General features: G+C 72.7%; 16 protein-coding genes. 8 read left to right on the top strand and 8 right to left on the bottom strand.

Going from position 1 to position 21,469, the window contains the following annotated elements:
• Position 1 precedes the first annotated feature (1 nt).
• Positions 2 to 1,729 carry an acetolactate synthase catalytic subunit gene (locus ACP6CK_RS20020; RefSeq protein WP_426955068.1) on the bottom strand — a complete coding sequence of 576 codons (1,728 nt, stop codon included), beginning with the start codon at positions 1,727 to 1,729 and terminating at the stop codon, positions 2 to 4.
• A gap of 110 nt (positions 1,730 to 1,839) precedes the next feature.
• On the opposite strand from ACP6CK_RS20020, the gene ACP6CK_RS20015 reads away from it, so the two are divergent.
• Positions 1,840 to 2,541 carry a GntR family transcriptional regulator gene (locus ACP6CK_RS20015; protein ID WP_426955067.1) on the top strand — a complete coding sequence of 234 codons (702 nt, stop codon included), beginning with the start codon at positions 1,840 to 1,842 and terminating at the stop codon, positions 2,539 to 2,541.
• Positions 2,542 to 2,571: 30 nt separating this feature from the next.
• Here the strand turns inward: ACP6CK_RS20015 and ACP6CK_RS20010 are convergent, their stop codons facing one another.
• Both ACP6CK_RS20010 and iolG read right to left on the bottom strand, forming a co-directional pair.
• Entirely contained in the window at positions 2,572 to 6,135 is a 3,564-nt protein-coding gene (locus ACP6CK_RS20010; RefSeq protein WP_426955066.1) for an ABC transporter ATP-binding protein, read from the bottom strand.
• Between the two features lie 325 nt (positions 6,136 to 6,460).
• The gene (iolG, locus tag ACP6CK_RS20005) at positions 6,461 to 7,438 is read right to left on the bottom strand and encodes an inositol 2-dehydrogenase (protein WP_426955065.1); all 978 of its coding nucleotides are present in this window, start codon (positions 7,436 to 7,438) and stop codon (positions 6,461 to 6,463) included.
• A gap of 156 nt (positions 7,439 to 7,594) precedes the next feature.
• Here iolG and iolD point away from each other — a divergent pair, with 156 nt between their 5' ends.
• From iolD to ACP6CK_RS19970, 7 genes are all read left to right on the top strand, one after another.
• Positions 7,595 to 9,451 (top strand): 3D-(3,5/4)-trihydroxycyclohexane-1,2-dione acylhydrolase (decyclizing), encoded by a 1,857-nt coding sequence (gene iolD / locus ACP6CK_RS20000; protein ID WP_426955064.1) that lies wholly within the window; start codon positions 7,595 to 7,597, stop codon positions 9,449 to 9,451.
• A gap of 7 nt (positions 9,452 to 9,458) precedes the next feature.
• The gene (gene iolE, locus ACP6CK_RS19995; protein WP_426955063.1) at positions 9,459 to 10,355 is read left to right on the top strand and encodes a myo-inosose-2 dehydratase; all 897 of its coding nucleotides are present in this window, start codon (positions 9,459 to 9,461) and stop codon (positions 10,353 to 10,355) included.
• Positions 10,356 to 10,399: 44 nt separating this feature from the next.
• Complete coding sequence (locus ACP6CK_RS19990) at positions 10,400 to 11,431, top strand: ABC transporter substrate-binding protein (RefSeq protein ID WP_426955062.1); 1,032 nt, start codon at positions 10,400 to 10,402, stop codon at positions 11,429 to 11,431.
• Between the two features lie 11 nt (positions 11,432 to 11,442).
• Complete coding sequence (locus ACP6CK_RS19985; protein ID WP_426955061.1) at positions 11,443 to 13,641, top strand: ABC transporter permease; 2,199 nt, start codon at positions 11,443 to 11,445, stop codon at positions 13,639 to 13,641.
• A 2-nt stretch (positions 13,642 to 13,643) separates the two neighbouring features.
• Complete coding sequence (locus ACP6CK_RS19980; RefSeq protein WP_426955060.1) at positions 13,644 to 14,729, top strand: ABC transporter ATP-binding protein; 1,086 nt, start codon at positions 13,644 to 13,646, stop codon at positions 14,727 to 14,729.
• On the top strand, positions 14,726 to 15,508 hold the full coding sequence (locus ACP6CK_RS19975; RefSeq protein ID WP_426955059.1) for an inositol monophosphatase family protein: 783 nt from the start codon (positions 14,726 to 14,728) through the stop codon (positions 15,506 to 15,508). The genes ACP6CK_RS19980 and ACP6CK_RS19975 overlap by 4 nt, the downstream gene beginning before the upstream one ends.
• Before the next feature lie 154 nt (positions 15,509 to 15,662).
• Positions 15,663 to 16,415, top strand: a complete 753-nt coding sequence (locus ACP6CK_RS19970; RefSeq protein WP_426955058.1) for a CatB-related O-acetyltransferase — start codon at positions 15,663 to 15,665, stop codon at positions 16,413 to 16,415.
• Positions 16,416 to 16,470: 55 nt separating this feature from the next.
• Here the strand turns inward: ACP6CK_RS19970 and rfbA are convergent, their stop codons facing one another.
• The 5 genes from rfbA to ACP6CK_RS19945 all read right to left on the bottom strand — a co-directional run bounded on the left by rfbA (position 16,471) and on the right by ACP6CK_RS19945 (position 21,467).
• Entirely contained in the window at positions 16,471 to 17,355 is an 885-nt protein-coding gene (gene rfbA / locus ACP6CK_RS19965) for a glucose-1-phosphate thymidylyltransferase RfbA (RefSeq protein ID WP_426955057.1), read from the bottom strand.
• Entirely contained in the window at positions 17,352 to 18,284 is a 933-nt protein-coding gene (rfbD, locus tag ACP6CK_RS19960) for a dTDP-4-dehydrorhamnose reductase (RefSeq protein ID WP_426955056.1), read from the bottom strand. Before rfbD ends, rfbA begins: the two co-directional genes overlap by 4 nt.
• On the bottom strand, positions 18,284 to 19,411 hold the full coding sequence (gene rfbB, locus ACP6CK_RS19955) for a dTDP-glucose 4,6-dehydratase (RefSeq protein WP_426955055.1): 1,128 nt from the start codon (positions 19,409 to 19,411) through the stop codon (positions 18,284 to 18,286). The genes rfbD and rfbB overlap by 1 nt, the downstream gene beginning before the upstream one ends.
• A gap of 10 nt (positions 19,412 to 19,421) precedes the next feature.
• Entirely contained in the window at positions 19,422 to 19,976 is a 555-nt protein-coding gene (rfbC, locus tag ACP6CK_RS19950; RefSeq protein ID WP_426955054.1) for a dTDP-4-dehydrorhamnose 3,5-epimerase, read from the bottom strand.
• Positions 19,977 to 20,255: 279 nt separating this feature from the next.
• Positions 20,256 to 21,467, bottom strand: coding sequence for a hypothetical protein (locus ACP6CK_RS19945; protein ID WP_426955053.1), 1,212 nt, complete (start codon positions 21,465 to 21,467; stop codon positions 20,256 to 20,258).
• Between the last annotated feature and the right edge of the window lie 2 nt (positions 21,468 to 21,469).

Here is a 21,469-nt window from a genome sequence, read left to right as displayed (position 1 = left end):
CTCAGAACGGCTCGGGGAAACGGCCGGCGTAGAAGCCGATGGGCGGCTTCGCGTCCGGGTCGGTGATGACCTCGATCAGCGTCGGCTCGCCGGAGGCGAAGGCCTCGTCCAGGGCCGGCCCCACCGCCTCCCCGCTCTCCAGCCGCACACCCCGGACGCCGCAGCACCGCGCGATGCCGGCATGGTCCACGGATTCGAAGTCGCAGGCGATGGTGTGGTCGCCGAACTTCACGTCCTCGGCGTGCTTCTGGTAGCCGAGGATGCCGTTGTTCAGCACGATGAGCGTGATCGGCGTCCGCAGGCGGCGCATCGTCTCCAGCTCCGCCCAGGAATGGCCGAAGCCGCCATCGCCCGCGAGGCAGACGACGCGGCGGTCGGGCGCCGCGACCTGCGCGCCGATCGCCAGCGGCAGGCCCCAGCCCAGCCCCGCCAGCCCGCGCGGCGTCAGGAAGCGCTGCCCGGCGCGGCGGGACGTCAGGTAGTTCGTGATCCAGATGGAGGAGTAGCTCGCATCCGCCACGGCGATGTCGTCGGGACGCAGGCGGCGGTCGAGCTCCGCCATGACCCGCTCCGGCCGCACCGGCCCGCCGCCGCGGCCGCACACGCCCGCCACCGTCTCGCGCCAGTGGGCCACGCCGTCGCGGATCTCCGCCTCCAGCGCCGGGCGCGCGGCGGAACGCGCGGCCAGATCGCGGCGGCGCATCGCGTCCCGCAGCGCCGCCAGGGTGAGCTTCGCGTCGCCCAGCAGGCGCAGCGCCTCGTAGTTCCGGCCGATCTCCAGCGGATCGGCGTCCAGGTGGATGAACCGCGCGCCCTTCGGGAAGAGCTTCCAGCTATCCGTGCCGTTCTGGTTCGTGCGCGTGCCGATGAGCAGGACGACGTCGGCCCGGTCCACCATCGGCCGCATCCGGTGGGTGCGGCTGCCCAGCCCCATGAAGTAGCCGATGATGCCGAGGCTCAGCGGGTGCGTCTCGTCCACCGCCCCCTTGCCCATCACCGTGGTGGCCACCGGCAGGTGCGCGTCCCGTTGCAGCGCCGCCAGCTCCGCGGCCGCGTCCGACAGGTGGACGCCGCCTCCCGCCACCACCAGCGGGTGCGCCGCGCCGGCCAGCAACGCCGCCGCCGCCTCCACCACCTCCGCCGATGCGGTCACGCGGTCCAACGGATAGGTGCCGAGGCTGGCGCGCCGTGGCGAGGGCGGCGGCGCGTTCTCGGTCAGCAGGTCCGCCGGGACCAGCAGCACGGCCGGGCCGGGCCGGCCGGAGGCCGCCGCGGTGAAGGCCATGTCGACATAGTCCTCCAGCCGGTCCGCGCGCTCCACCCGCCGGACCCACTTCGCCACCGGTTCGAACATCCGGATGTGGTCCAGGTCCTGGAAGGCATTCCGGTCCATCGCGTCGCGCGTGACCTCCTGCACCAGCGCGACGATCGGCACCGAGGCCTTCAGCGCCTCGGCCAGCGGCGGCACGAGAAGGGTCGCGGCCGGGCCGTTCTGCGCCGTCACCACCCCGACCTTGTGGGAGATGCGGGCATAGCCGTCCGCCATGGCGCCGCCGGCATTCTCCTGCCGGTACACCTTCTGCGCGATGCCGACATGCGGCGCCGCGAGGTGGAAGGCGCTCGGCAGGCTCTGCCCGAAGGTGAGCGTCACGCCATGGCGCGCGAAGGCTTCGGCCAGCCGCAGCGCGACACTCGCGTTGGGCGCCGGGGCGGCAACGGTCTCGGGCATTCCGCTCAGCAGCTCAGGTTATTTGCTATAGCAAACAACAGAGGTCATCGTGTCAAGCCGAAGCCTGCACTAGGATGCGGCATGCGTGAGGACCGGGGCCGGAAGCGGCGATGAGCGTGACACACCCCGACCGGGCCTTCCTGCCGGTGGAACGGGACGAGAGCCTGGCGACGAAGGTTTACCGGACGCTGCGGGGCGCGCTGATGCGCGGCGGCCTGAAGCCGGGCCAGCGCCTCGTGCATCGCTCCATCGCGGCCGAGATGGACGTCAGCCCCACCCCGGTGCGGGAGGCGCTGCTGCGCCTCGCCTCCGAGGGCGCGCTGGACCTGGACGGGCGGGGCATCGCCCATGTCCCGGAGCTCACCCCCGATCGCTATGCGGAGATCCTCGACCTCCGCATCGAGCTCGAGGGCCGGGCCGCCGCCCGCGCCGCAGAGCGTGCGACGGCGGAGGAGATCGCCGCGCTGGCCGCGATCCACGACCGCGTCGCCAGGGCCAAGGCGGCGGGCAACGTCGAGGCCATCCTGGCCGAGAACGAGCGCTTCCACTTCGCCCTGATCGAGGCGGCGGCCCTGCCGGTCCTCGCCCGCCTCGTCGAGGGGCTGTGGATGCAGTGCGGACCGACGCTGCGGCTCTGCTACGTGGTCCCGGCGCCCCAGGACCCCGCCCGGCACGCGCATGTCTCCCTGCTCGATGCGCTGCGACGGCGCGATTCCCGCGCGGCGCGCGACGCGCTGGCGCGGGACCTGCAGGAGAACGGCCAGCTCATCAGCCGGCAGTTGCAGGAGATCGCGCGGACCGCGCCGGGATAGCGCGGCGGCCCGGACCGCCCTCCCCCGGGATCAGGCGGCCAGTCCCCCCGCCACCTGCCAGGCGAGCAGCCGCGCATAGGCCCCACGGCGGGCGAGGAGCTCGGCATGCGTGCCCACCTCGACCACGCGGCCGTCCTGCATCACCACGATCGCGTCGGCGCCGCGGATGGTGGACAGGCGATGGGCGATCACCAGCACCGTGCGGTCCCTCATCAGCGCCTCCAGCGCGGCGCGCACCTGCGCCTCGCTGATCGCGTCGAGGTGCGAGGTCGCCTCGTCCAGCACCAGCACCGGCGCATCCTTCAGGAAGGCGCGGGCGATGGCGATGCGCTGCCGCTGCCCGCCCGAGAGCTGCACGCCCCGCTCCCCCACGCGCGTGGCCAGCCCCTCCGGCAGGCCCGCCACGAAGTCGGACAGCGCGGCGCGCTCGATCGCCCGCGCCAGCGCCGCCGCGTCCGCCTCCGGCCGGGCAAGGCGGATGTTGGCCTCCAGCGTGTCGTTGAAGAGGTAGGTGTCCTGCGCCACCAGCGCGACGTGGCGGCGCAGCCCGTCCAGCGTCAGATCGCGCAGGTCGGCCCCGTCCAGCGTCACCCGCCCGGCCTGCGGGTCCCAGAAGCGCAGCATCAGCGCGGCGACGGTGGACTTGCCGGCGCCGGAAGGCCCGACCAGCGCCACGGTCCGCCCCGCCGGCACGGTCAGGGAGGCACCGTCCAGCGCCGGCCGTGCCCGGTCCGGATAGGCGAAGCGCACTGCCTCGAAGGCCACCGCGGAACCGCCGGGACGGGTCGCCGGCTCCTGCATGCCGTCCACCACCGTCGGCACCTCCCGCTCCACCGTCCGCAGGCGGCGGGTGGAGGCGATGGTGTCGGCGAGCTGCCGCCCGACCTGCGCGATCTCCGAGACCGGGAGGAAGGCGGCGATGGCCAGCAGGATGGCCACCGGCAGCAGCCCCGCCTCCAGCCGCCCGGCGGCGACGAGGGCAGCGCCCGTGGCCGCCACCGCCAGCCCGCCGAGGCCCGTCGCGATCTCCAGCCCCGCGGAGGCGCGGGACAGGTCGTGCTGCAGCGCCAGCCGGTGCTCCCGGTACGCCGCCACATGGGAGAGAAAGGCGGCCTTGCGCGCGCCCACGGCCTGGAAGGCCAGCAGGTCGGACAGGCCCTGGATGGTCTCTGCGACATGCGCGCCCATCCCGCCCAGCGCCTTCCGCGCCGCGCCGCCCAGCGCATCGATGCGGGCGCGCCCCCGGAGCGGCGACAGCGCCGCGAACAGCAGGAAGGGGGACAGGACGAGGGCCAACGGCCAAGCCATGACCGCCAGCACCACCAGCACCGTCACCGGCACCAGCACGGCCACGAAGGCCGGGGCCACGGTGTGGGCGTAGAAATACTCCACCGTCTCCACGTCCGCGGTCGCGAGGGAGACGAGGTCCCCGGCCCGGCGCCGCAGCAGGAAGGCCGGGCCCAGCGCGTCCAGCCGGGCGAAGAGGGCGATCCGCATCTCCGCCAGCAGGCGATAGGCCATGTCATGCGCGAGCCAGGATTCCAGCCAGTGCAGCCCGCCCGCGAGCGGCGCCGCCACCAGCAGCGCGATGGACAGCCCCAGCACGGGCTGCCCGTCCCGCACCGCCCCGATCAGCAGAGCCCCGAGCACGCCGACGCCGATGAAGGCGGTAACGCGGCCGATGCCGAAGAGGATCGTCAGCGTCATACGGCCGCGCCAGGGCGCGATGTAGCGGAGCAGGCTCCCGAAGGTCTCGCGCCAGCCGATGGCGGCCGCGTCCTCGGTCAGGGGACGGGGCGCCGCCTCCGGCTCCGCGGCGGGCGCGGGCGGAACCATCGGCAGGGTGTCGGCGGTCGCGGCGGGGCCGCGCTCCGCGGCCTGGGCGCCCATCAGGCGGCGGTAGAGGCCGTCCCGCCGCATCAGTTCCGTATGGGTGCCGGATTCGGCCAGCTGCCCGTCCGACAGCACGAGGATGCGGTCGGCGCCGATCACGCTGGACAGCCGGTGCGCGAGGATCAGCGTCGTGCGGCCCTGCATCAGCCGGTCCAGCGCCTGCTGGATCACCGCCTCGTTCTCCGCGTCCACGGCCGAGAGCGCCTCGTCCAGCACGAGGATCGGCGCGTCCCGCAGCAGGGCGCGGACGATGGCCAGGCGCTGCCGCTGCCCGCCGGAGAGCCGCGCGCCGCGCTCCCCGATCAGCGCCTCGTAGCCGCCGGGGAGGGCCGTGACGAAGTCGTGCGCGTTGGCGGCGCGGCAGGCCGCCTCCAGCTCGGCCCCGGTCGCCTCCGGCCGGCCCAGGCGCAGGTTCTCCGCCACCGTGCCGTGGAACAGGGTGCTATCCTGGGCGACCACCGCGACCTGCGCCGCGATGGCTGCGGGATCGAGGCCGCGCAGGTCCTGCCCGCCGATGCGGACCGTGCCGGATTGCGGGTCGTGCTGGCGCAGCAGCAGCCGCAGGATGGAGGACTTGCCGGCGCCGCTCGGCCCCACGATGCCCACGCGCTCCCCGGGGCGGACGGTGAAGGTCAGCCCGGCGTGGGCGGGCCGCCGGCCACCGGGATACGCGAAGGTCACGCTCTCGAAGGCGATGGCGGGCGCTGAACCCATGGAAGCGGCGAGTGCCGCGCCGCCCGGCGGCACCAGCGGCTCCGCCCGCAGCAGCTCATGGATGCCTGATGCCGCGGACTGGCCGATCATCCCCTGGTGCAGCACGGAGCGCAGGTCGCGCAGGGGGCGGAAGATCTCGGTGCCGGCCATCAGGACGACCAGCAGCGCCTCCAGGCTCATCTCCCCGGCGGCGACGCGGTGGGCGCCGAGAATCATCGCCAGCGCCGCGCCGAGCGCCATGCCGGTGTCGGTGATGCCGCGCGTCAGCACGCCCAACGCCAGCACCCAGAAGGTGCTCCGGTAGAGGGCGCGGGCGCGGGCGGCCAGCCGCTCCCCATAGGGGCGGCTCTGTCCGAAGGCCTGGAGGGTGGGCAGCCCCTGCACCGCGTCCAGGAACTCCGCGCCGAAGGCCTTGAAGGACGCCTGCCGTGCGATCGCGGCGCGGCGGTCCCAGCGATGCACCGCGGCCGGCAGCACCAACGTCAGCAGCGCCGCCGCCAGCAGCACCAGCGCCACCGGCACGTCCCAGAAGGCCATGAAGGCGAAAATCGCGAGCGGCGCCAGGGCGGCGATGGCGAGTTGCGGCAGGTACTGGCCGAAGAAGGTCTGGAGCTGCTCCACCCCATCCACGACCGAGAGCATCACGCCGCCCGTGCGCGCCCCGGCGAACCAGGCGGGGCCGAGCGCCGCGATCCGGTCGAACAGGTCGCCGCGCAGCCGGGTCTGCACCGCTGCGGCCGTGCGGTGGGCGTGAAGCGTGCGGAGATGGTCGAGCCCCGCGCGGAGCAGCACGGCCACGGCCGCGCCCGCCAGCAGCGGCGCCGCCTCCGCCAGCCCGGCGCCCGCGAAGATCCGGGCCAGCGCGGCGCCCAGGAAGGCGAAGCGGGCGATCCCGGCCGCCAGCGCCAGCAGGCCGAGCAGCGTCACGCCCAGCATGGCGGACCGCAGCCCCTCGGTCAGACGCCACAGCCGCAGGTCGAAATACATCCGGACACTCCGCTTGTGGCGCCATGGTGCCGGGGGGTAGCCGGCGCGGCAACGCGGCGCGTTGGGCCATGGATCGGTCCTGACCTGTTGGGACCAGTATCGCTGGGGAAGGCGTCGCCTTCCCCAGACCCCAACCACCAGGGGCGAACGCGCCCCTGGACCGCGTCGAATCGAAGCAGCCCGCGGGGTCCGGGGGGCACGTTTGCCCCCCGGCGGAGGGTCCGGGAGGCAGCGCCTCCCGGTGCCACCCTGAAAAGGGATCAGAACAAAGGTCGGTTGGAACCGATCGAGCCGCCCCGCGCGTCCGAGCGCATGGACCGATCCATCACAGGACGACGGGTCGGCCGGTCTGGGCGGATTCGGTCGCCGCGTCGGCCAGCAGCAGCGCGCGCAGCCCGTCCTCGCCGTCCGGGGACATGGGCGCGCCGTCCAGCACCGCGGCCAGGAAGGCGTCGAGCTCCGCGCGATAGGCGGCGTCGTAGCGCTCCAGGAAGAAGGGCAGCGCGGGATCGGTCGCGAAGCCCGCCGTGCCGGCGAATTCCACGGTGGTGGCCGTGGCGTTCCCGGCGCGCAGCAGGCCGAGCGAGCCGTGCAGCTCGATCCGCTGGTCGTAGCCATAGGTCGCGCGGCGGGAGTTGGAGATCTGGCACAGCGCGCCGCTCGCCGTCTTCAGGGTGATGACCGCGGTGTCGTAGTCCCCGGCCCGCCCGATCTCCGGGTCCACGAGGGAGGCGGCGGCGACATAGACCTCCGTCGGCTCCTCCCGCAGGAGGAAGCGCGCCATGTCGAGGTCGTGGATCGCCATATCCCGGAAGATGCCGCCGGATTGCGCGGCATAGGTCGCGGGCGGCGGGGACGGGTCGCGGCTGGTGATGGAGAGCACCTCCAGCCGCCCGATCTCCCCCGCCTCCAGCCGGCGGCGGAGGCTCGCGAAGCTCGGGTCGAAGCGGCGGTTGAATCCGACCATCAGCGGGATGCCGGCGCGGCGCACGGCGGCCAGGCAGGTGCGGACCCGGTCCGACGAAAGATCCACGGGCTTTTCACAGAACACCGCCTTCCCAGCGGAGGCGGCCCGTTCGATGTAGTCGGCATGGGTCGGTGTGGGGGAGCAGATGAGGACGACGTCCGCGCGAAAGGCGTCCTCGAGCGCGAGGGCGGGGGCGCCCCAGGCCGCGGCCAGGGCCTCGGCCGCCCCGGCGTCCGGGTCGGTCACGCCGGCGAGGCGCGCCCGGGGATGCAGGGCCACGTTGCGCGCGTGGATCTTCCCGATCCGCCCCGCGCCGATGACGGCGATGCTGATCACGCTTCCTCCGCCGGCTGTGCCGGACCTGTCAGGGAGATGGAGCTGTCATGAAAGTGACACGCGATTGACACATGGTAGATCGCCCATGAGAGTCGCGTCGAGGGAGGATGGCCGCGCCGCCACGGCGGGGAAAGCGGCCAGGATCACCATGGCGCCATGCGCGAACGCTTTCCACGGTCCCTGCCCTTGAGCACCATCCGGTTGACGACGGCGCAGGCGCTGGTCCGCTACCTCGCGGCGCAGCAGGCGGGGGACGGACAGCCGCTCTTCGCCGGCGTCTGGGCGATCTTCGGGCACGGCAACGTCGCGGCCATCGGGGAGGCGCTGCACGGCGTGCGCGACCGCCTGCCGACGCTGCGCGCGCATAACGAGCAGGCGATGGCGCATGCGGCAATCGCCTTCGCCAAGGCGAGCAACCGACGGCGGATGATGGCCTGCACCACCTCCATCGGGCCCGGCGCGACGAACATGGTGACGGCGGCCGCGCTGGCGCATGTGAACCGGCTTCCCGTGCTGCTGCTGCCGGGCGACGTCTTCGCCGACCGGCGGCCCGATCCCGTGCTGCAGCAGATCGAGGTCCCCGGCGACGCGACGGTCAGCGCGAATGACTGCTTCCGCCCGGTCTCCCGGTATTTCGACCGGATCGCGCGGCCGGAGCAGCTTCTCGCCGCCCTCCCCCGCGCCATGGCCGTGCTGACCGATCCGGCGGAATGCGGCCCGGTGACGCTCGCCCTCTGCCAGGACGCGCAGGCCGAGGCCTTCGACTGGCCGGAGAGCTTCTTCGCGCCGCGCCGCCGGTCGCCCCGCCGCCCCCGCCCGGACCGGGATGAATTGCAGGTCGCCGTGGAACGGCTGCGCGCGGCGGAGCGGCCGCTGATCGTGGCGGGTGGCGGCGTGCACTACGCCGGCGCGACCGACGCCCTGGCGCGCTTTGCCGAGGCCCACGGCATCCCCGTCGCGGAAACGCAGGCCGGGAAGTCCTCCCTGCCGCATGATCATCCCTGGAACCTCGGCGCCATCGGCGTGACCGGCACGGCCGCCGCGAACCGGCTGGCGGCGGAGGCCGACGTCGTGCTGGCGATCGGCACGCGATTGCAGGATTTCACCACCGGCTCCCGCGCCCTGTTCCGCAACCCGGGCCGGGCGCTGATCGGGCTGAACGTGCAGGGCTTCGACGCCGCCAAGCACGCCGCCCTGCCCCTGGTGGCGGATGCGCGGGAAGGGCTGGAGGCCCTGACCGAAGCCCTGTCCGGCCACCGCGCGCCCCGCGACTGGGCCGCCACTGCACGGGACGCGCGGGAGAGTTGGTTCCGGGAGGCCGCTTCCTTCACCGCGCCCACGGACGCCGCTCTTCCCTCGGACGCGCAGGTGATCGGCGCGGTGCAGCGCGCTACAGGGCCGGAGACGGTGATCGTCGGCGCCGCGGGCGGGCTGCCGGGCGAGCTGCACAAGCTCTGGCAGGCCGGCGCGCCGGGCTCCTACCACCTGGAATACGGCTATTCCTGCATGGGCTACGAGATCGCCGGCGGCCTCGGCGTGAAGCTCGCGCGCCCGAAGGCGGAGGTGGTCGTGATGGTGGGGGACGGCTCCTACCTCATGATGAACTCGGAGATCGCGACCTCCGTCGCGCTCGGGCTGCGGCTGACGGTCGTGCTGGTGGACAACCGGGGCTATGGCTGCATCAACCGGCTGCAGGGCGCGACGGGCGGCGCCGCCTTCAACAACCTGCTGGACCCGGCGCATCCGCCCGTGGACTTCCGCGCCCATGCCGAGAGCCTCGGCGCGATCGCGGAGAAGGTCGGCAGCCTGCGGGAGCTGGAGGCGGCCATCGCCCGCGCCCGCACCGCCGACCGGACCACCGTGCTGGTGATCGAGACCGATCCGGCGATCTCCACCGGGGCGGGCGGGCATTGGTGGGACGTGGGCGTGCCCGCCGTCTCGGTGCGCGAGGAGGTCCGCGCCGCCCGGACCCGCTACGACGAGGCCCGCGCCAACCAGGTGCTGGGCGGCTGAGGAATCCATGAGCGACACGCGCATCCGGCTGGGCACCAATCCCATCGCCTGGTCCAATGACGACCTGCGGACCCTGGGCGGTGCCACGCCGCTGGAGACCTGCTTGGCCGAGGCCAAGCAGGCGGGCTTCGAGGGCATCGAGCTGGGCCACAAGTTCCCGCGCACCGCGCCGGAGCTGAACGCCGTGCTGGACGCGCACGGCCTGGCGCTGGTGTCCGGTTGGTATTCGGCCGAGCTGCTGCGGCGCGACGCGAGGGCGGAGATCGCCGCCATCCAGCCGCATCTGAACCTGCTGCGGGACTGCGGCGCGAATGTGCTGATCTTCGCCGAGACCTCCAACGCCATCCATGGGGACCAGTCCATCCCCCTCGCCAAGCGTCCGCGGCTGGAAGCCGGCGACTGGCGCGGGTTCGGCGCCCGGATGACGGAGGTCGGCAAGGCCGTGGCCGATGCCGGGCTGGCGCTCGTCTACCACCACCACATGGGCACGGTGGTCGAGAGCGCGGAGGAGATCGCGCGGCTGATGGATTCGACCGGCGACTCCGTGAAGCTCCTGCTGGACACGGGCCACGCCACCTTCGGCGGCGCCGATCCCGTGGCGCTGGCCCGCACCTACCGGGACCGCATCGGCCACGTCCACACGAAGGACATCCGGCAGCCCGTGATGGGGCGGGTGTGGCAGGACGGGCTGAGCTTCCTGGACGCCGTGGTGGAGGGGGTCTTCACCGTGCCCGGCGACGGGATGGTGGACTTCCGCGCCGTGCTGTCGGAACTTCCACATTATCGTGGATGGTTGGTCATCGAGGCCGAGCAGGACCCCGAGAAGGCCAATCCGCTACACTACGCCACCATGGGCTGCCGGAACCTCGCCCGCTTCGCGCGGGAGGCCGGGCTGCCCGCCTGAGAACGAGTCGAGGCGCCGCGCACGACGCCCGGGAGGAGAGAGTGATGGCCAGGAGAGCGCTGCTGAAGGCCGCCCTGATGCTGGGCGGATTCCTCGCGCTGGGAAGCGGCGCGGCGCGGGCGCAGGGAAACCTTGTCATGTACTGCTCGGTGAACGAGCAGTGGTGCCGGGCGCTGGCCACCGCCTTCCAGCAGCAGACCGGCATCCGCGTGGACATGACGCGGCAGAGCTCCGGCGAGATGTATGCCCGCCTGCGCGCCGAGCGGAACAACCCGCGCGGTGACGTCTGGTTCGGCGGCACCGGCGACCCGCACCTCCAGGCCGCGGCGGAGGAGCTGACCGAGCCCTACCAGTCCCCCACCCTGCCCCAGCTCCAGGACTGGGCGCGGCGCCAGGCGGAGCGGTCCAACAACCGCACGGTCGGCGTCTACATGGGCGCGCTGGGCTACGGCTATAACGAGACGGAGCTGCGCCGCCGCAACCTGACCGCGCCGCGCTGCTGGTCCGACCTGCTGCGCCCGGAGTTCCGGGGCGAGGTGCAGATGGCCGATCCCAACGCCTCCGGCACCGCCTACACCATGCTGGCGACGATGGTGCAGCTGATGGGAGAGGAGCCGGCCTTCGACTACCTCAAGCGCCTGCACCGGAACATCGACCAGTATCCCTCGATCGGCGCGGCGCCGGCCCAGGCGACCGCGCGGGGCGAGACGCTGATCGGGGTCGTCTTCCAGCACGACGCGATCGACGCGCAGCGCGCCAACCCGAATGTCCGCGTCGTCTCCCCGTGTGAAGGTACGGGCTACGAGATCGGCTCCATGAGCATCGTGCGCGGGGCGCGGAACCCCGAGCAGGCGCGGCGCTTCTACGAATGGGTGCTGACGCCGGCGGCGCAGGCGCTCGGGGCCACGAACGGCTCGCTCCAGGTGCCGTCCAACCCCGCGACGCCGATGCCGCCGGGCGCGCCGGACCTCAGCCAGATCCGGCTGATCGACTATGACTTCGCGCGCTACGGCTCCACCGCCGAGCGGACGCGGCTACTGGCGCGCTGGACCCGAGAGGTGAAGAACGCCCGGTAGGGGCGGCGGTGATGCGGAAAGGGACGAGCAGCCGCGCCCCGCACGGGGCGTGGCTCTGGTGGACGGCCGCGGTCGCGGCGGTGCTCGTCCTGCCCTGGTACGGGCTGGAGCGCGGCGTGCTCGGCGCCAGCTGGGCCGAGGCGCGGCCCGCCCTCTTCCAGGGCCTGTCCGGCCGTCCCTGGCTGCTGCTGCTGATCCCGCCGCTGCTGCTCGCGGCCTGGGGGATCGCGGCGCGGTCGTCCCGCCTCCTCGTCTGGGCCGGGGGTCTCGCCCTCGCTTGGCTGGTGGCCGAGGCCTTCGGCCTTCGCACTCACGGGCTGCGGCTGGACGCGCTGGCCGCGATCTTCGAGGGCTCCGCCGGCCAGCCGCCGCTCGGCTGGGGCGCGCTGTTCTACGCCGTCACGGCGATGATGCTGGTGGCCTACGGGCTCGCCTGGCGCGGCTGGTGCGGCGGCGAGGTCTTCACGGTCGGCGCCATCGGTCTCGTCTGCGGCTCGATCCTCGTCTTCGTCGGCTATCCCATCGCCTGCGTCCTCGTCTCCGCCTTCCAGGACAATGCGGGGGCGGTGGACCTGCCCCTCTTCGCGGAGAAGATCGCAGATTCCTCCATCTGGGGCCTCGACTGTCTCGCCGGCGCGCGGGGCTGCGGCGTGGCGTGGAACTCCCTCGCGCTCGCGACCATCGTGGGGGTGCTCAGCACGCTGCTGGGGCTGGCCTTCGCCCTGATCTCGGCCCGGACGCGCTTCCCGTTCCCGCGGCTGCTGCGGATCATTTCCATGCTGCCGGTCATCACCCCGCCCTTCGTCATCGGTCTGGCGCTGATCCTGCTCTTCGGACGGTCGGGCATGGTGTCGAACCTGCTGCGGGACCTGTTCGACCTGCCGCGCAGCCGCTGGATCTACGGGATGCCGGGGCTGGTGATCGCGCAGCTCCTCGCTTTCACGCCGATCTCCTACCTCGTGCTGCTCGGCGTGCTGAAGGGCGTGTCGCCCAGCCTGGAGGAGGCCTCCTCCACCCTCCGCTCGGGCCGCTGGCGGACCTTCCGGCACGTCACTTGGCCGCTGATCCGGCCGGGCCTCGCCAACGCCTTCCTGATCGCCTTCATCGAGAGCCTGGCCGACTTCGGCAACCCGATGGTGCTGGGCGGGAACTTCCGGGTGCTGTCCACTGCCATCTACTTCGCCGTGGTGGGTGCGGCGCACGACCAGGGGCAGGCGGCGGTGCTGGCGATCGTGCTGCTGACCTTCACCCTCTCGGCCTTCCTGCTGCAGCGGCTCTGGCTCGGCCGTCGCTCCTACGTCACGGTCTCCGGCAAGGGCGACAGCGGCCTGCCGGCGCGACTGCCGCACGGGCTGCGGGTGGCGTGCTACGGCGCCGTCATCCCCTGGCTCGTGCTGACCACGGCGGTGTACGGCATCATCCTGGCGGGCGGCTTCGTGAAGTCCATCGGCACGGACAACACGCCGACGCTCGAACACTTCCTGACCGCCTTCCGGATCGAGCACGGCGTCTCCGGCTGGTTCCTGGCGGGATCGGCCTGGAGCTCGCTCCTGACCACCCTGCAAGTGGCGCTGATGTCCATGCCGCTGACCGCGGCGCTCGGGATCCTGACCGCCTACCTGCTCTCCCGCCAGCGCTTCGCCGGGCGGGCGCTGTTCGAGTTCATGACGATGATGAGCTTCGCCATCCCCGGCACCGTCATCGGCATCTCCTACATCCTCGCCTTCAACGTGCCGCCGATCGAGCTGACGGGAACGGCGATGATCATGGTGGTGGCCTTCATCTTCCGGAACATGCCCGTGGGCATCCGCGCCGGGATCGCCGGGCTGGCGCAGGTGGACAAGAGCCTGGACGAGGCATCCCTCACCCTCGGCGCGCGGTCGGCGGCGACGCTGCGCCGGGTGATCCTGCCGATCCTGCGCCCGGCCATCGCGACGAGCATGGTCTACGCCTTCGTGCGCGCCATCACCTCGGTCAGCGCGGTCATCTTCCTCGTCAGCGGGGAGTACAACCTGGCCACCGTCTACATCGTCGGCCGGGCGGAGTTCGGGGAGCACGGCATCGCCATCGTCTACTCCGCCGTGCTGATCGCCATCATGGTAACGGCGCTGCTGGCGATCCAGGCCCTGGTGGGCGAGCGCAAGATCGGCCGTCGGGAGGTGGAGCGGGAGGCCGCGGTCGCCGCCCGCCCGGCCCCGGCGGGGGTGTAGCGATGGACGGGATGACGGCCGCGGTGACCACCGGCCCGGCGGTGGTGTTCGAGGCGGTGACGAAGCGCTACGGCACGGTGAAGGCCGTGGACGCGGTCGGCTTCACCATCGCCCGCGGCACGCTGGTGACGCTGCTCGGGCCGTCGGGCTGCGGCAAGACGACGACGCTGCGGCTGATCGCGGGGCTGGAGCAGCCGAACGAGGGCCGCATCCTCATCGGCGGGCGGGACGTGACGCATCTCTCCGCCGCCGAGCGCGACGTCTCCATGGTCTTCCAGTCCTACGCGCTCTTCCCGCACATGACGGTGCTGGAGAACGCCTGCTATGGCCTCCGCGCCTCCGGCATCCGGAAGGCCCAGGCCGAGGCGATGGCGGCGGAGAAGCTGCGCGCCGTGGGTCTGGCCGGCTTCGAGCGGCGCCTGCCGAGCGAGCTCTCCGGCGGCCAGCAGCAGCGCGTCGCGGTCGCCCGCGCCATCGTGCTGGAGCCGCAGGTCCTGCTCTTCGACGAGCCGCTGTCCAACCTGGACGCGAAGCTCCGCCGCCGCGTGCGGGCGGATATCCGCGCCCTGCAGCAGGGGCTCAACCTCACCGTCGTCTACGTGACGCACGATCAAGAGGAGGCGCTGGCCGTCTCTGACCGGATCATCGTCATGCAGGGCGGCGTGATCGTGCAGGACGGCGCGCCGCGCGACCTCTACGAGGCGCCGACCAGCCGCTTCATCGCCGACTTCATCGGCAACGCGAACCTGCTGCCCGTGACGCTGCGGCGCGACGGCGCGCTGGCGGAGGTGGCGCTCGGCACCGCCACGCTGCGTCTGCCGCACCGGGACGTGCCGGACGGGCGGGCGGAGCTGGCCGTGCGGCCGCGCGCCATCCGCCTCCGCCCCGGCCCGCCCGGCGTCAACGAGGTCGCGGGCACCGTGCGCAAGGCCGCCTATCTGGGGGATCACATGGAGTACGAGGTATCGCTCGACGGCGTGCCGGGCGAGGTTCTGGTGGTGGACCCCGCGGTCGGCTCCCCGATTGCGGAGGGGGCGGCCGTCGGCGTCTCCATCGATCCCGCCGGTGCCGTGGTGGTGCGCGCGTGACGAACGAAGGACTGGACCGGCGTCAGGCCTTCGCCATCTCCCTCGTGCTGGAAGCCGGCCGGCTGGCGCGCTCCATGCACGCCTCCCTCGGCCCGTTGGAGGTCAAGAACCCGATCGATTTCTGCACGGAAGCCGACCACGCCGTGGAGCTGCTCGTGCGGGAGCGCGTCGCCAGCACCTTCGGCGAGGCGGTGCTGGGCGAGGAGGGTGGCGGACGTCCCGCCGACGACCTCTGGGTGGTGGACCCGATCGACGGGACGGCGGGCTACATCCACGGCACGCCGCGCTGGTGCGTGGCGCTCTCCTTCGTTCAGCGCGGCACGGTGCAGATCGCGGCGACCTACGCGCCGGTGGACGACCGCCTCTTCGTCGCGCGGCGCGGGGGCGGGGCGACGATGAACGGGCGGCCGATCTCGGTCAGCCACCTGCGCCACGGCGCCGCGCCGGTGGTGGAGGTGGGCTGGTCCGGGCGGCGGACGCTGGACGACACCTTCGCCGTGCTGCGCGGCCTCACCGATCGAGGAATGGAGTTTCGACGCCACGGCTCCGGCGCGCTCGCCCTGGCGGAGGTCGCGGCCGGGCTGTCGGACGGCTACGTGGAGATCCACATGAACGCCTGGGACTGCCTCGGCGGGCTGCTCCTGGTCAGCGAGGCCGGCGGCAAGGTGAACGATTTCCTCGCGGGCGGCGACGGCCTGATGGCGGGCAACCTCGTCGCGGCCTCCACGCCGGAGATCGCGCCGCAACTCTCCGAGATGCTGGGCGAACCCCTGCGCTGACGCGGGCGGCGCGCCGCTCCGCGCCATCGGCAACGCGCGGGCGTCGCCTGAACCGAAAGCCCTGAACCGCAGCTCCCTGGCATCACCCACCCACTCGCATAGGTTGTGTATTCCTCTCTTGGCATCCCGGCGAAGTTGCGCGACAGAGTCGGCCATGCCGGATACCGACGACATCGCGCGGCGCCAATCCGCCCTGAAAAGGCTGGAATCCCGGGGCATCCGCCTCACCGAGGCCGCGGCATCGAGGATTCATCCCGACGCGCGCTTCGAGGCGCCCTGCGTCGTGCAGGCTCAGCTCGGTGCGTCCCCTAGCCTCTCCATCGGCGCCTACACCGGAATCTTCGGCGCCCATCTCTGGGGCGGGCACATCGGGCGCTACTGCTCCATCGCGCAGGAGGTCCGCATCGGCCTGTCCGAGCACCCGACGGACTGGCTGTCCTCCTCCATGATCGGATACCTCCCCGACGTGCACGGCTGGGCCACGCACAGGCGTTCGGCGGGGCAGGGCTTCGGCCTCCGGATGGGTGAGCACGTCCCGCGCCCGGCGGCGATGATCGGGAACGACGTCTGGATCGGCTACGGCGCCTTCGTCCGGTCAGGCGTGACGATCGGGGACGGGGCCATCATCGGCGCGGGCGCGATCGTCGTCGCGGACATCCCGCCCTATGCCATCGCGATCGGGAATCCGGCGCGCGTCCTACGGTTTCGCTTCCGCGAGGAGATCGTGGAACGGCTCCTGCGCTGCCGGTGGTGGGACTGGGACATCCTCGGGCTGAACCTGAATCTCTCCGAGGTGGAAGCTTCGCTCGACACCATCGAACAGGGGCAGCAGGACGGGACCCTGCTGCCCCTGGAGGAATCCTACACGAGCCTCCGGGAGGTCATGGATTTCACCCGATTATCCTGACGCGCTCCCGCACGAGCGACGGCTCCCACCCCGATAGGCTGATGTTTCGCCCCTCTCACGCTCTGCGTGGTTTCCCGTCGCTGAGGAGGGAGTTGAGGTAGTGGCCGTAGCCGCTTTTGTTGAGTTGGGCGGCGAGGGTTTGGAGGGTGTTGTCGTTGATGAAGCCGCGGCGCCAGGCGACTTCTTCGGGGGCGGCGATTTTCATGCCCGTTCGTTTCTCGACGGCGCGGACGTACTCGCCGGCTTCGAGGAGGCTGTCGTGGGTTCCGGTGTCGAGCCAGGCGTAGCCGCGGCCGAGGCGGATGACGCGGAGGGTGCCTTCCTCGAGGTAGAGGCGGTTGAGGTCGGTGATCTCGAGTTCGCCGCGGGGCGAGGGGGAGAGGGTGCGGGCGAGTTGGGGGGCGCGGCCGTCGTAGAAGTAGAGGCCGGTGACGGCCCAGTCGGAGCGGGGTTGCTGGGGTTTTTCCTCGAGCGAGATGGCGCGCTCCTCGGCGTCGAACTCGACCACGCCGTACCGCTCGGGGTCGGCGACGTGGTAGGCGAAGACGGAGGCGCCGGGGCCGTTCGGGCGGGCCTCGGCGAGGCGCTCTTCGAGGTCGTGGCCGTGGTAGATGTTGTCGCCGAGGACGAGGGCGGAGGGGGAGCCGGCGAGGAACTCCTCGCCGAGGATGAAGGCCTGGGCGAGGCCGTCGGGGCGGTCCTGCTGGACGTAGGTGAGGCGGATGCCCCACTGCTCGCCGGAGCCGAGCAGGCGGCGAAAGAGCGGCAGGTCGTGGGGGGTGGAGATGACGAGGATCTCCTGGATGCCGGCGAGCATGAGCACCGAGAGGGGGTAGTAGATCATCGGCTTGTCGTAGACGGGCAGGAGTTGCTTGGAGATCGCCAGGGTGGCGGGGGCGAGGCGGGTGCCGCTGCCGCCGGCGAGGATGATGCCCTTCATCGGGGGGTCTCCGGGGTGGGGCCAGAGGGGGTGGACCCGGGCGGGATGGGCCCGAGGAGGGTGTCGAGGCAGCGCGCCAGCGAAGGGCGCCAGTCGGCGGGCTGGATGCCGTGGAGGCGGGCGATGCGGGCGCAGTCGAGGCGCCCGTCGGCGGGGCGGCGGGCGGGGGTGGGATAGTCGGCGGTGGTGATGGCGGAGAGCTGGGGCGGCCTCTGTCCGCGGGCGGCGGCGCCCGCGAAGATCGCCTCGGCGAAGCCGTGCCAGGTGGTGTGGGGGGTGCCGGTGAGGTGGAAGACCCCGAAGGCGGGGTCGCCGGCCGGGGCGGCGGCGAGGCGCGGCAGGAGGCGGGCGATGGCGTCGGCGAGGTCGGCCGCGAAGGTCGGCGCGCCGTGCTGGTCGGCGACGACGGAGACGGCCTCGCGCTCGCGCCCGAGGCGGAGCATGGTTTTCACGAAGTTGGCCCCGTGGGGCGAGCAGACCCAGGCGGTGCGCAGGATGATCGCGCGCGGGCTGGCCGCGAGCACGGCGCGCTCGCCCGCGAGCTTCGTCTCGCCGTAGACGCCGAGCGGGCCGGTGGGGGCGTCCTCGGCGTAGGGGGCGCCGCCCGCGCCGGAGAAGACGTAGTCGGTCGAGAGGTGGACGAAGGGCAGGTTGCGGGCGGCGGCGGCCGCGGCGAGCGCGCCGGCGCCGGTCGCGTTCACGGCGTGGGCGAGGTCGCGCTCGGTCTCGGCGCGGTCGACGGCGGTGTAGGCGGCGGCGTTGACCACCGCCTCGGGGCGGGTCTCCTCGACCGTGCGGGCGATGGAGGCGGGGTCGGTCAGGTCGAGCTCGGGCGCCTCGCGCGCGACCACGGTATGACCATCGGCGGGCAGGCGGGCCAGGAGCTCGAGGGCGAGCTGGCCGGTGCGGCCGGCGACGAGGACGCGCATCAGGCGACCCGAGGCGTGGTGGCGGGCGTGGTGGCGGGCGTGGAGGGGGGTGCCGCGGCGTCGGCGGGCAGGAGGCCGAGCCGCTCGCCGGCATAGCGGCCCTCGCGCAGCGGGCGCCACCAGGCCTCGTGGTCGAGGTACCAGCGCAGGGTGCGCTCGATCCCCTCCTCGAAGGTGACGGAGGCGCGCCAGCCGAGCTCGCGCTCGGCCTTGGCGGGGTCGATCGCGTAGCGGCGGTCGTGGCCGGGGCGGTCGGCGACGAAGGTGATCAGCTCCCGCCGGGGCCGGGCGGCGCCGCCGACGATCCGGGGGCGGAGCCGGTCGAGCGTGTCGCAGATGGCGTGCACCACCTGCAGGTTGGTGCGCTCCGAGCGGCCGCCGATGGCGTAGGTCTCGCCCACCCGGCCGGTGGTCACGGCGGCGACGAGGGCGCGGGCGTGGTCCTCGACGAAGAGCCAGTCGCGCACGTTGCCGCCGTCGCCGTAGACCGGCAGCGGCAGCCCCTCCAGCGCGTTGAGCGTGACCAGCGGGATGAGCTTCTCGGGGAAGTGGTAGGGGCCGTAGTTGTTCGAGCAGTTGGTGACGATCGTGTTCAGCCCGTAGGTCTCGTGCCAGGCGCGGGCGAGGTGGTCCGAGCCCGCCTTGCTGGCCGAGTAGGGCGAGCGCGGGTCGTAGGGCGTCGCCTCGGTGAAGGCGCCCGTCGGGCCGAGCGAGCCGAACACCTCGTCGGTCGAGACGTGCAGGAAGCGGAACGCCGCCCGGCGCGCGGCGTCATAGCCCGCCACCAGCGCGCGCGCCGCCTCGAGCAGGGCGAAGGTGCCCATCACGTTCGTCTGGATGAAGGGGGCGGCCGAGGCGATCGAGCGGTCCACGTGGCTCTCGGCGGCCAGGTGCATCACCGCGTCCGGCGCGAACGCGGCGAAGAGCGCCCGCATCCGCTCGGCATCGCAGATGTCGGCCTGCTCGAAGAGGAAGCCCGGCCGCCCCTCGCAGGCCGCCAGCGTCCGCCGGTCGCCGGCATAGGTGAGCTTGTCCACCACCAGCACCTCGTCCCCGCGCCCGAGCACGAGGAGGCGGGTGAGGGCGGACCCGATGAAGCCGGCGCCGCCGGTGACGATCACGCGCATCGATGAGCCTTCAGGGAAAGCAGGGCGGCAGGTCCCGCAGGCGGGGGTTCCGGCGGTCCTTGTCCGACAGGGTGACGGCCTCCGGGCCATGCGGCCAGGGCAGGGCGAGCTCCGGATCGTCCCAGGCCAGCCCCCGGTCGTTCTCGGGCGAGTAGTAGGCCGTCACCTTGTAGGAGAAGGCCGTGTCCGGCTCCAGCGTGCAGAAGCCGTGCGCGAAGCCCGGCGGCACCCAGAGCTGCTCGCCCCCCTCCGCCGTCAGATGCGCCGACACCCACCGCCCATAGGTCGGGGACGAGCGTCGCAGGTCCACCGCCACGTCCAGCACCGCCCCCCGCAGCACCCGCACCAGCTTGCCCTGCGCGGCCGGCGGCAACTGGAAGTGCATCCCCCGCAGCGTCCCCACCGGCCCCGACACCGAGTGGTTGTCCTGCACGAACTCCGCCCCAATCCCCACCGCCGCATAGTCCCGCCGGCTGTAGGTCTCCATGAAGTACCCCCGCGCATCCCCAAACCGACGCACCGTCACCAGCAACGGCCCCTCGATCGGCAACTCACGCGCCTCCACGTTCCCACTCCTCCGAACAGACCCAACCGCGGAGGCTTCCATCAACGCGACGCTCATCCCGGATCTCCTGTGCGGGAACCAACGGATTCCCCGAACCCCTTTTCACTCACGACCACCCCCTCTCCGCTGGTCCGAGACAGGCCGAGATGGTGCCTGACCGGATCGAACCTTGGCACCGGATGGTCGGAACCGACATCCGCCCACCGGCCCGTCTGTCGCGTCCCAGAACAAGGCTTCTGGCAGGCCGTCCCGGCCAGCGAAACACGCACGGACTCACCATCACCCTCGTTGCTCCGCCCAGGCGATGGAGATCGGCAAGCGCACAAGATCCCGATCCAGGCCGCGGCGCCGGTCCTGAAGGTTCAGGCGCGTGAGATAGAGATGGACCCGCGCGCGCCCCGCATCCTCCGCCACGCGGTCGAAGACCGGCGATGCACTCCCGTGATCGATTAGCGAAGGATACTCATAATACGTCCCCGCCTCCGGCTGGCCGCGGAACGGCACCATGCTCCACAGCAGCCTTGCCGGCGACCACTGCCGCAGATCCCGCGACACGGCATAGAAGACACCGCCGCGCGGCCCGGCGCGCGTGAACACGGCCATCCACCAGCTGCCATCGGCCGCCGGTACCCGAAGCAGGGACCGGACGGGACCTTCGAGAACGGACGCACCGACCACGTCGCAGGCCCCCCGCGCGCCGCCGTTCGTGGCGTAAGCATCACCGAGCTGCAGCGCGAAGGCGCCGCCGGACAGTGCGCGCCAGCCCCCGACAAGGTCCTCCATCGGCGCGCGCAGCACGCAGTTCCCGCGCGGCTGCCCGCGGATCCCTTCCGTATACGCCAGCACGGTGGCGTGCCCCTCCTCGACCACCGCGTTGGTGACCGAGAAGAATCCCGTCCGCGACGGCGCCGACGCATCATAGGGAAAGGGCGACGCCGCCACGACCGTCCCGCGGCCACCTGCACCCGCCGTCACCGGCCGGAAGCGCCAGTCCCGCTCGTCGGCCTGCACCAGCGTGATCGCGGAATACCAGCACCGGAAGGCCCGCAGCGGCCCATCCCCCGGCACGGCGCAGCGGCCGGGATGGCGCCAGCCCATGTACTCGTGGCTCGCCAGGCCCAGCACACGCCGCTCTCCCCGCACGGTCAGGGGAATGACGGCCTGGATCCAGAAGCGGTCCTGGAACAGGGCCGGATCCTCGGCCTCCGCGCCGCGGCTGCTGGCCGCACAGGCCGGGGAGAGGTGCTCGAAATCGCGCCCGAGGAGCGGGATGTTGACGAGATGCGCGGCCAGCAGGGCCACGCCGCCATCGCCGGTGCGCATCGCGCGCGCGGGCGAATCCGGCACGTGCATCGGCGCGCAGCGCTGCGTCTCCCAGCGGAACACCGTCTCGGCGGATGCCCCTGCGGCGACGGAGAGGCGCGGCTCCTCCGCCCCCGCGGCGCCCGCCAGGGCGAGCGCGAGAAGAAGCGCGACCGCGAGGCGCCGCACCG

This window comes from Muricoccus radiodurans (assembly GCF_050154705.1).
Lineage (GTDB): Bacteria > Pseudomonadota > Alphaproteobacteria > Acetobacterales > Acetobacteraceae > Roseomonas > Roseomonas radiodurans.
The sequence above is the reverse complement of the archived record's forward strand: the minus strand, read 5'-3'. Positions and strand labels throughout refer to the sequence as shown.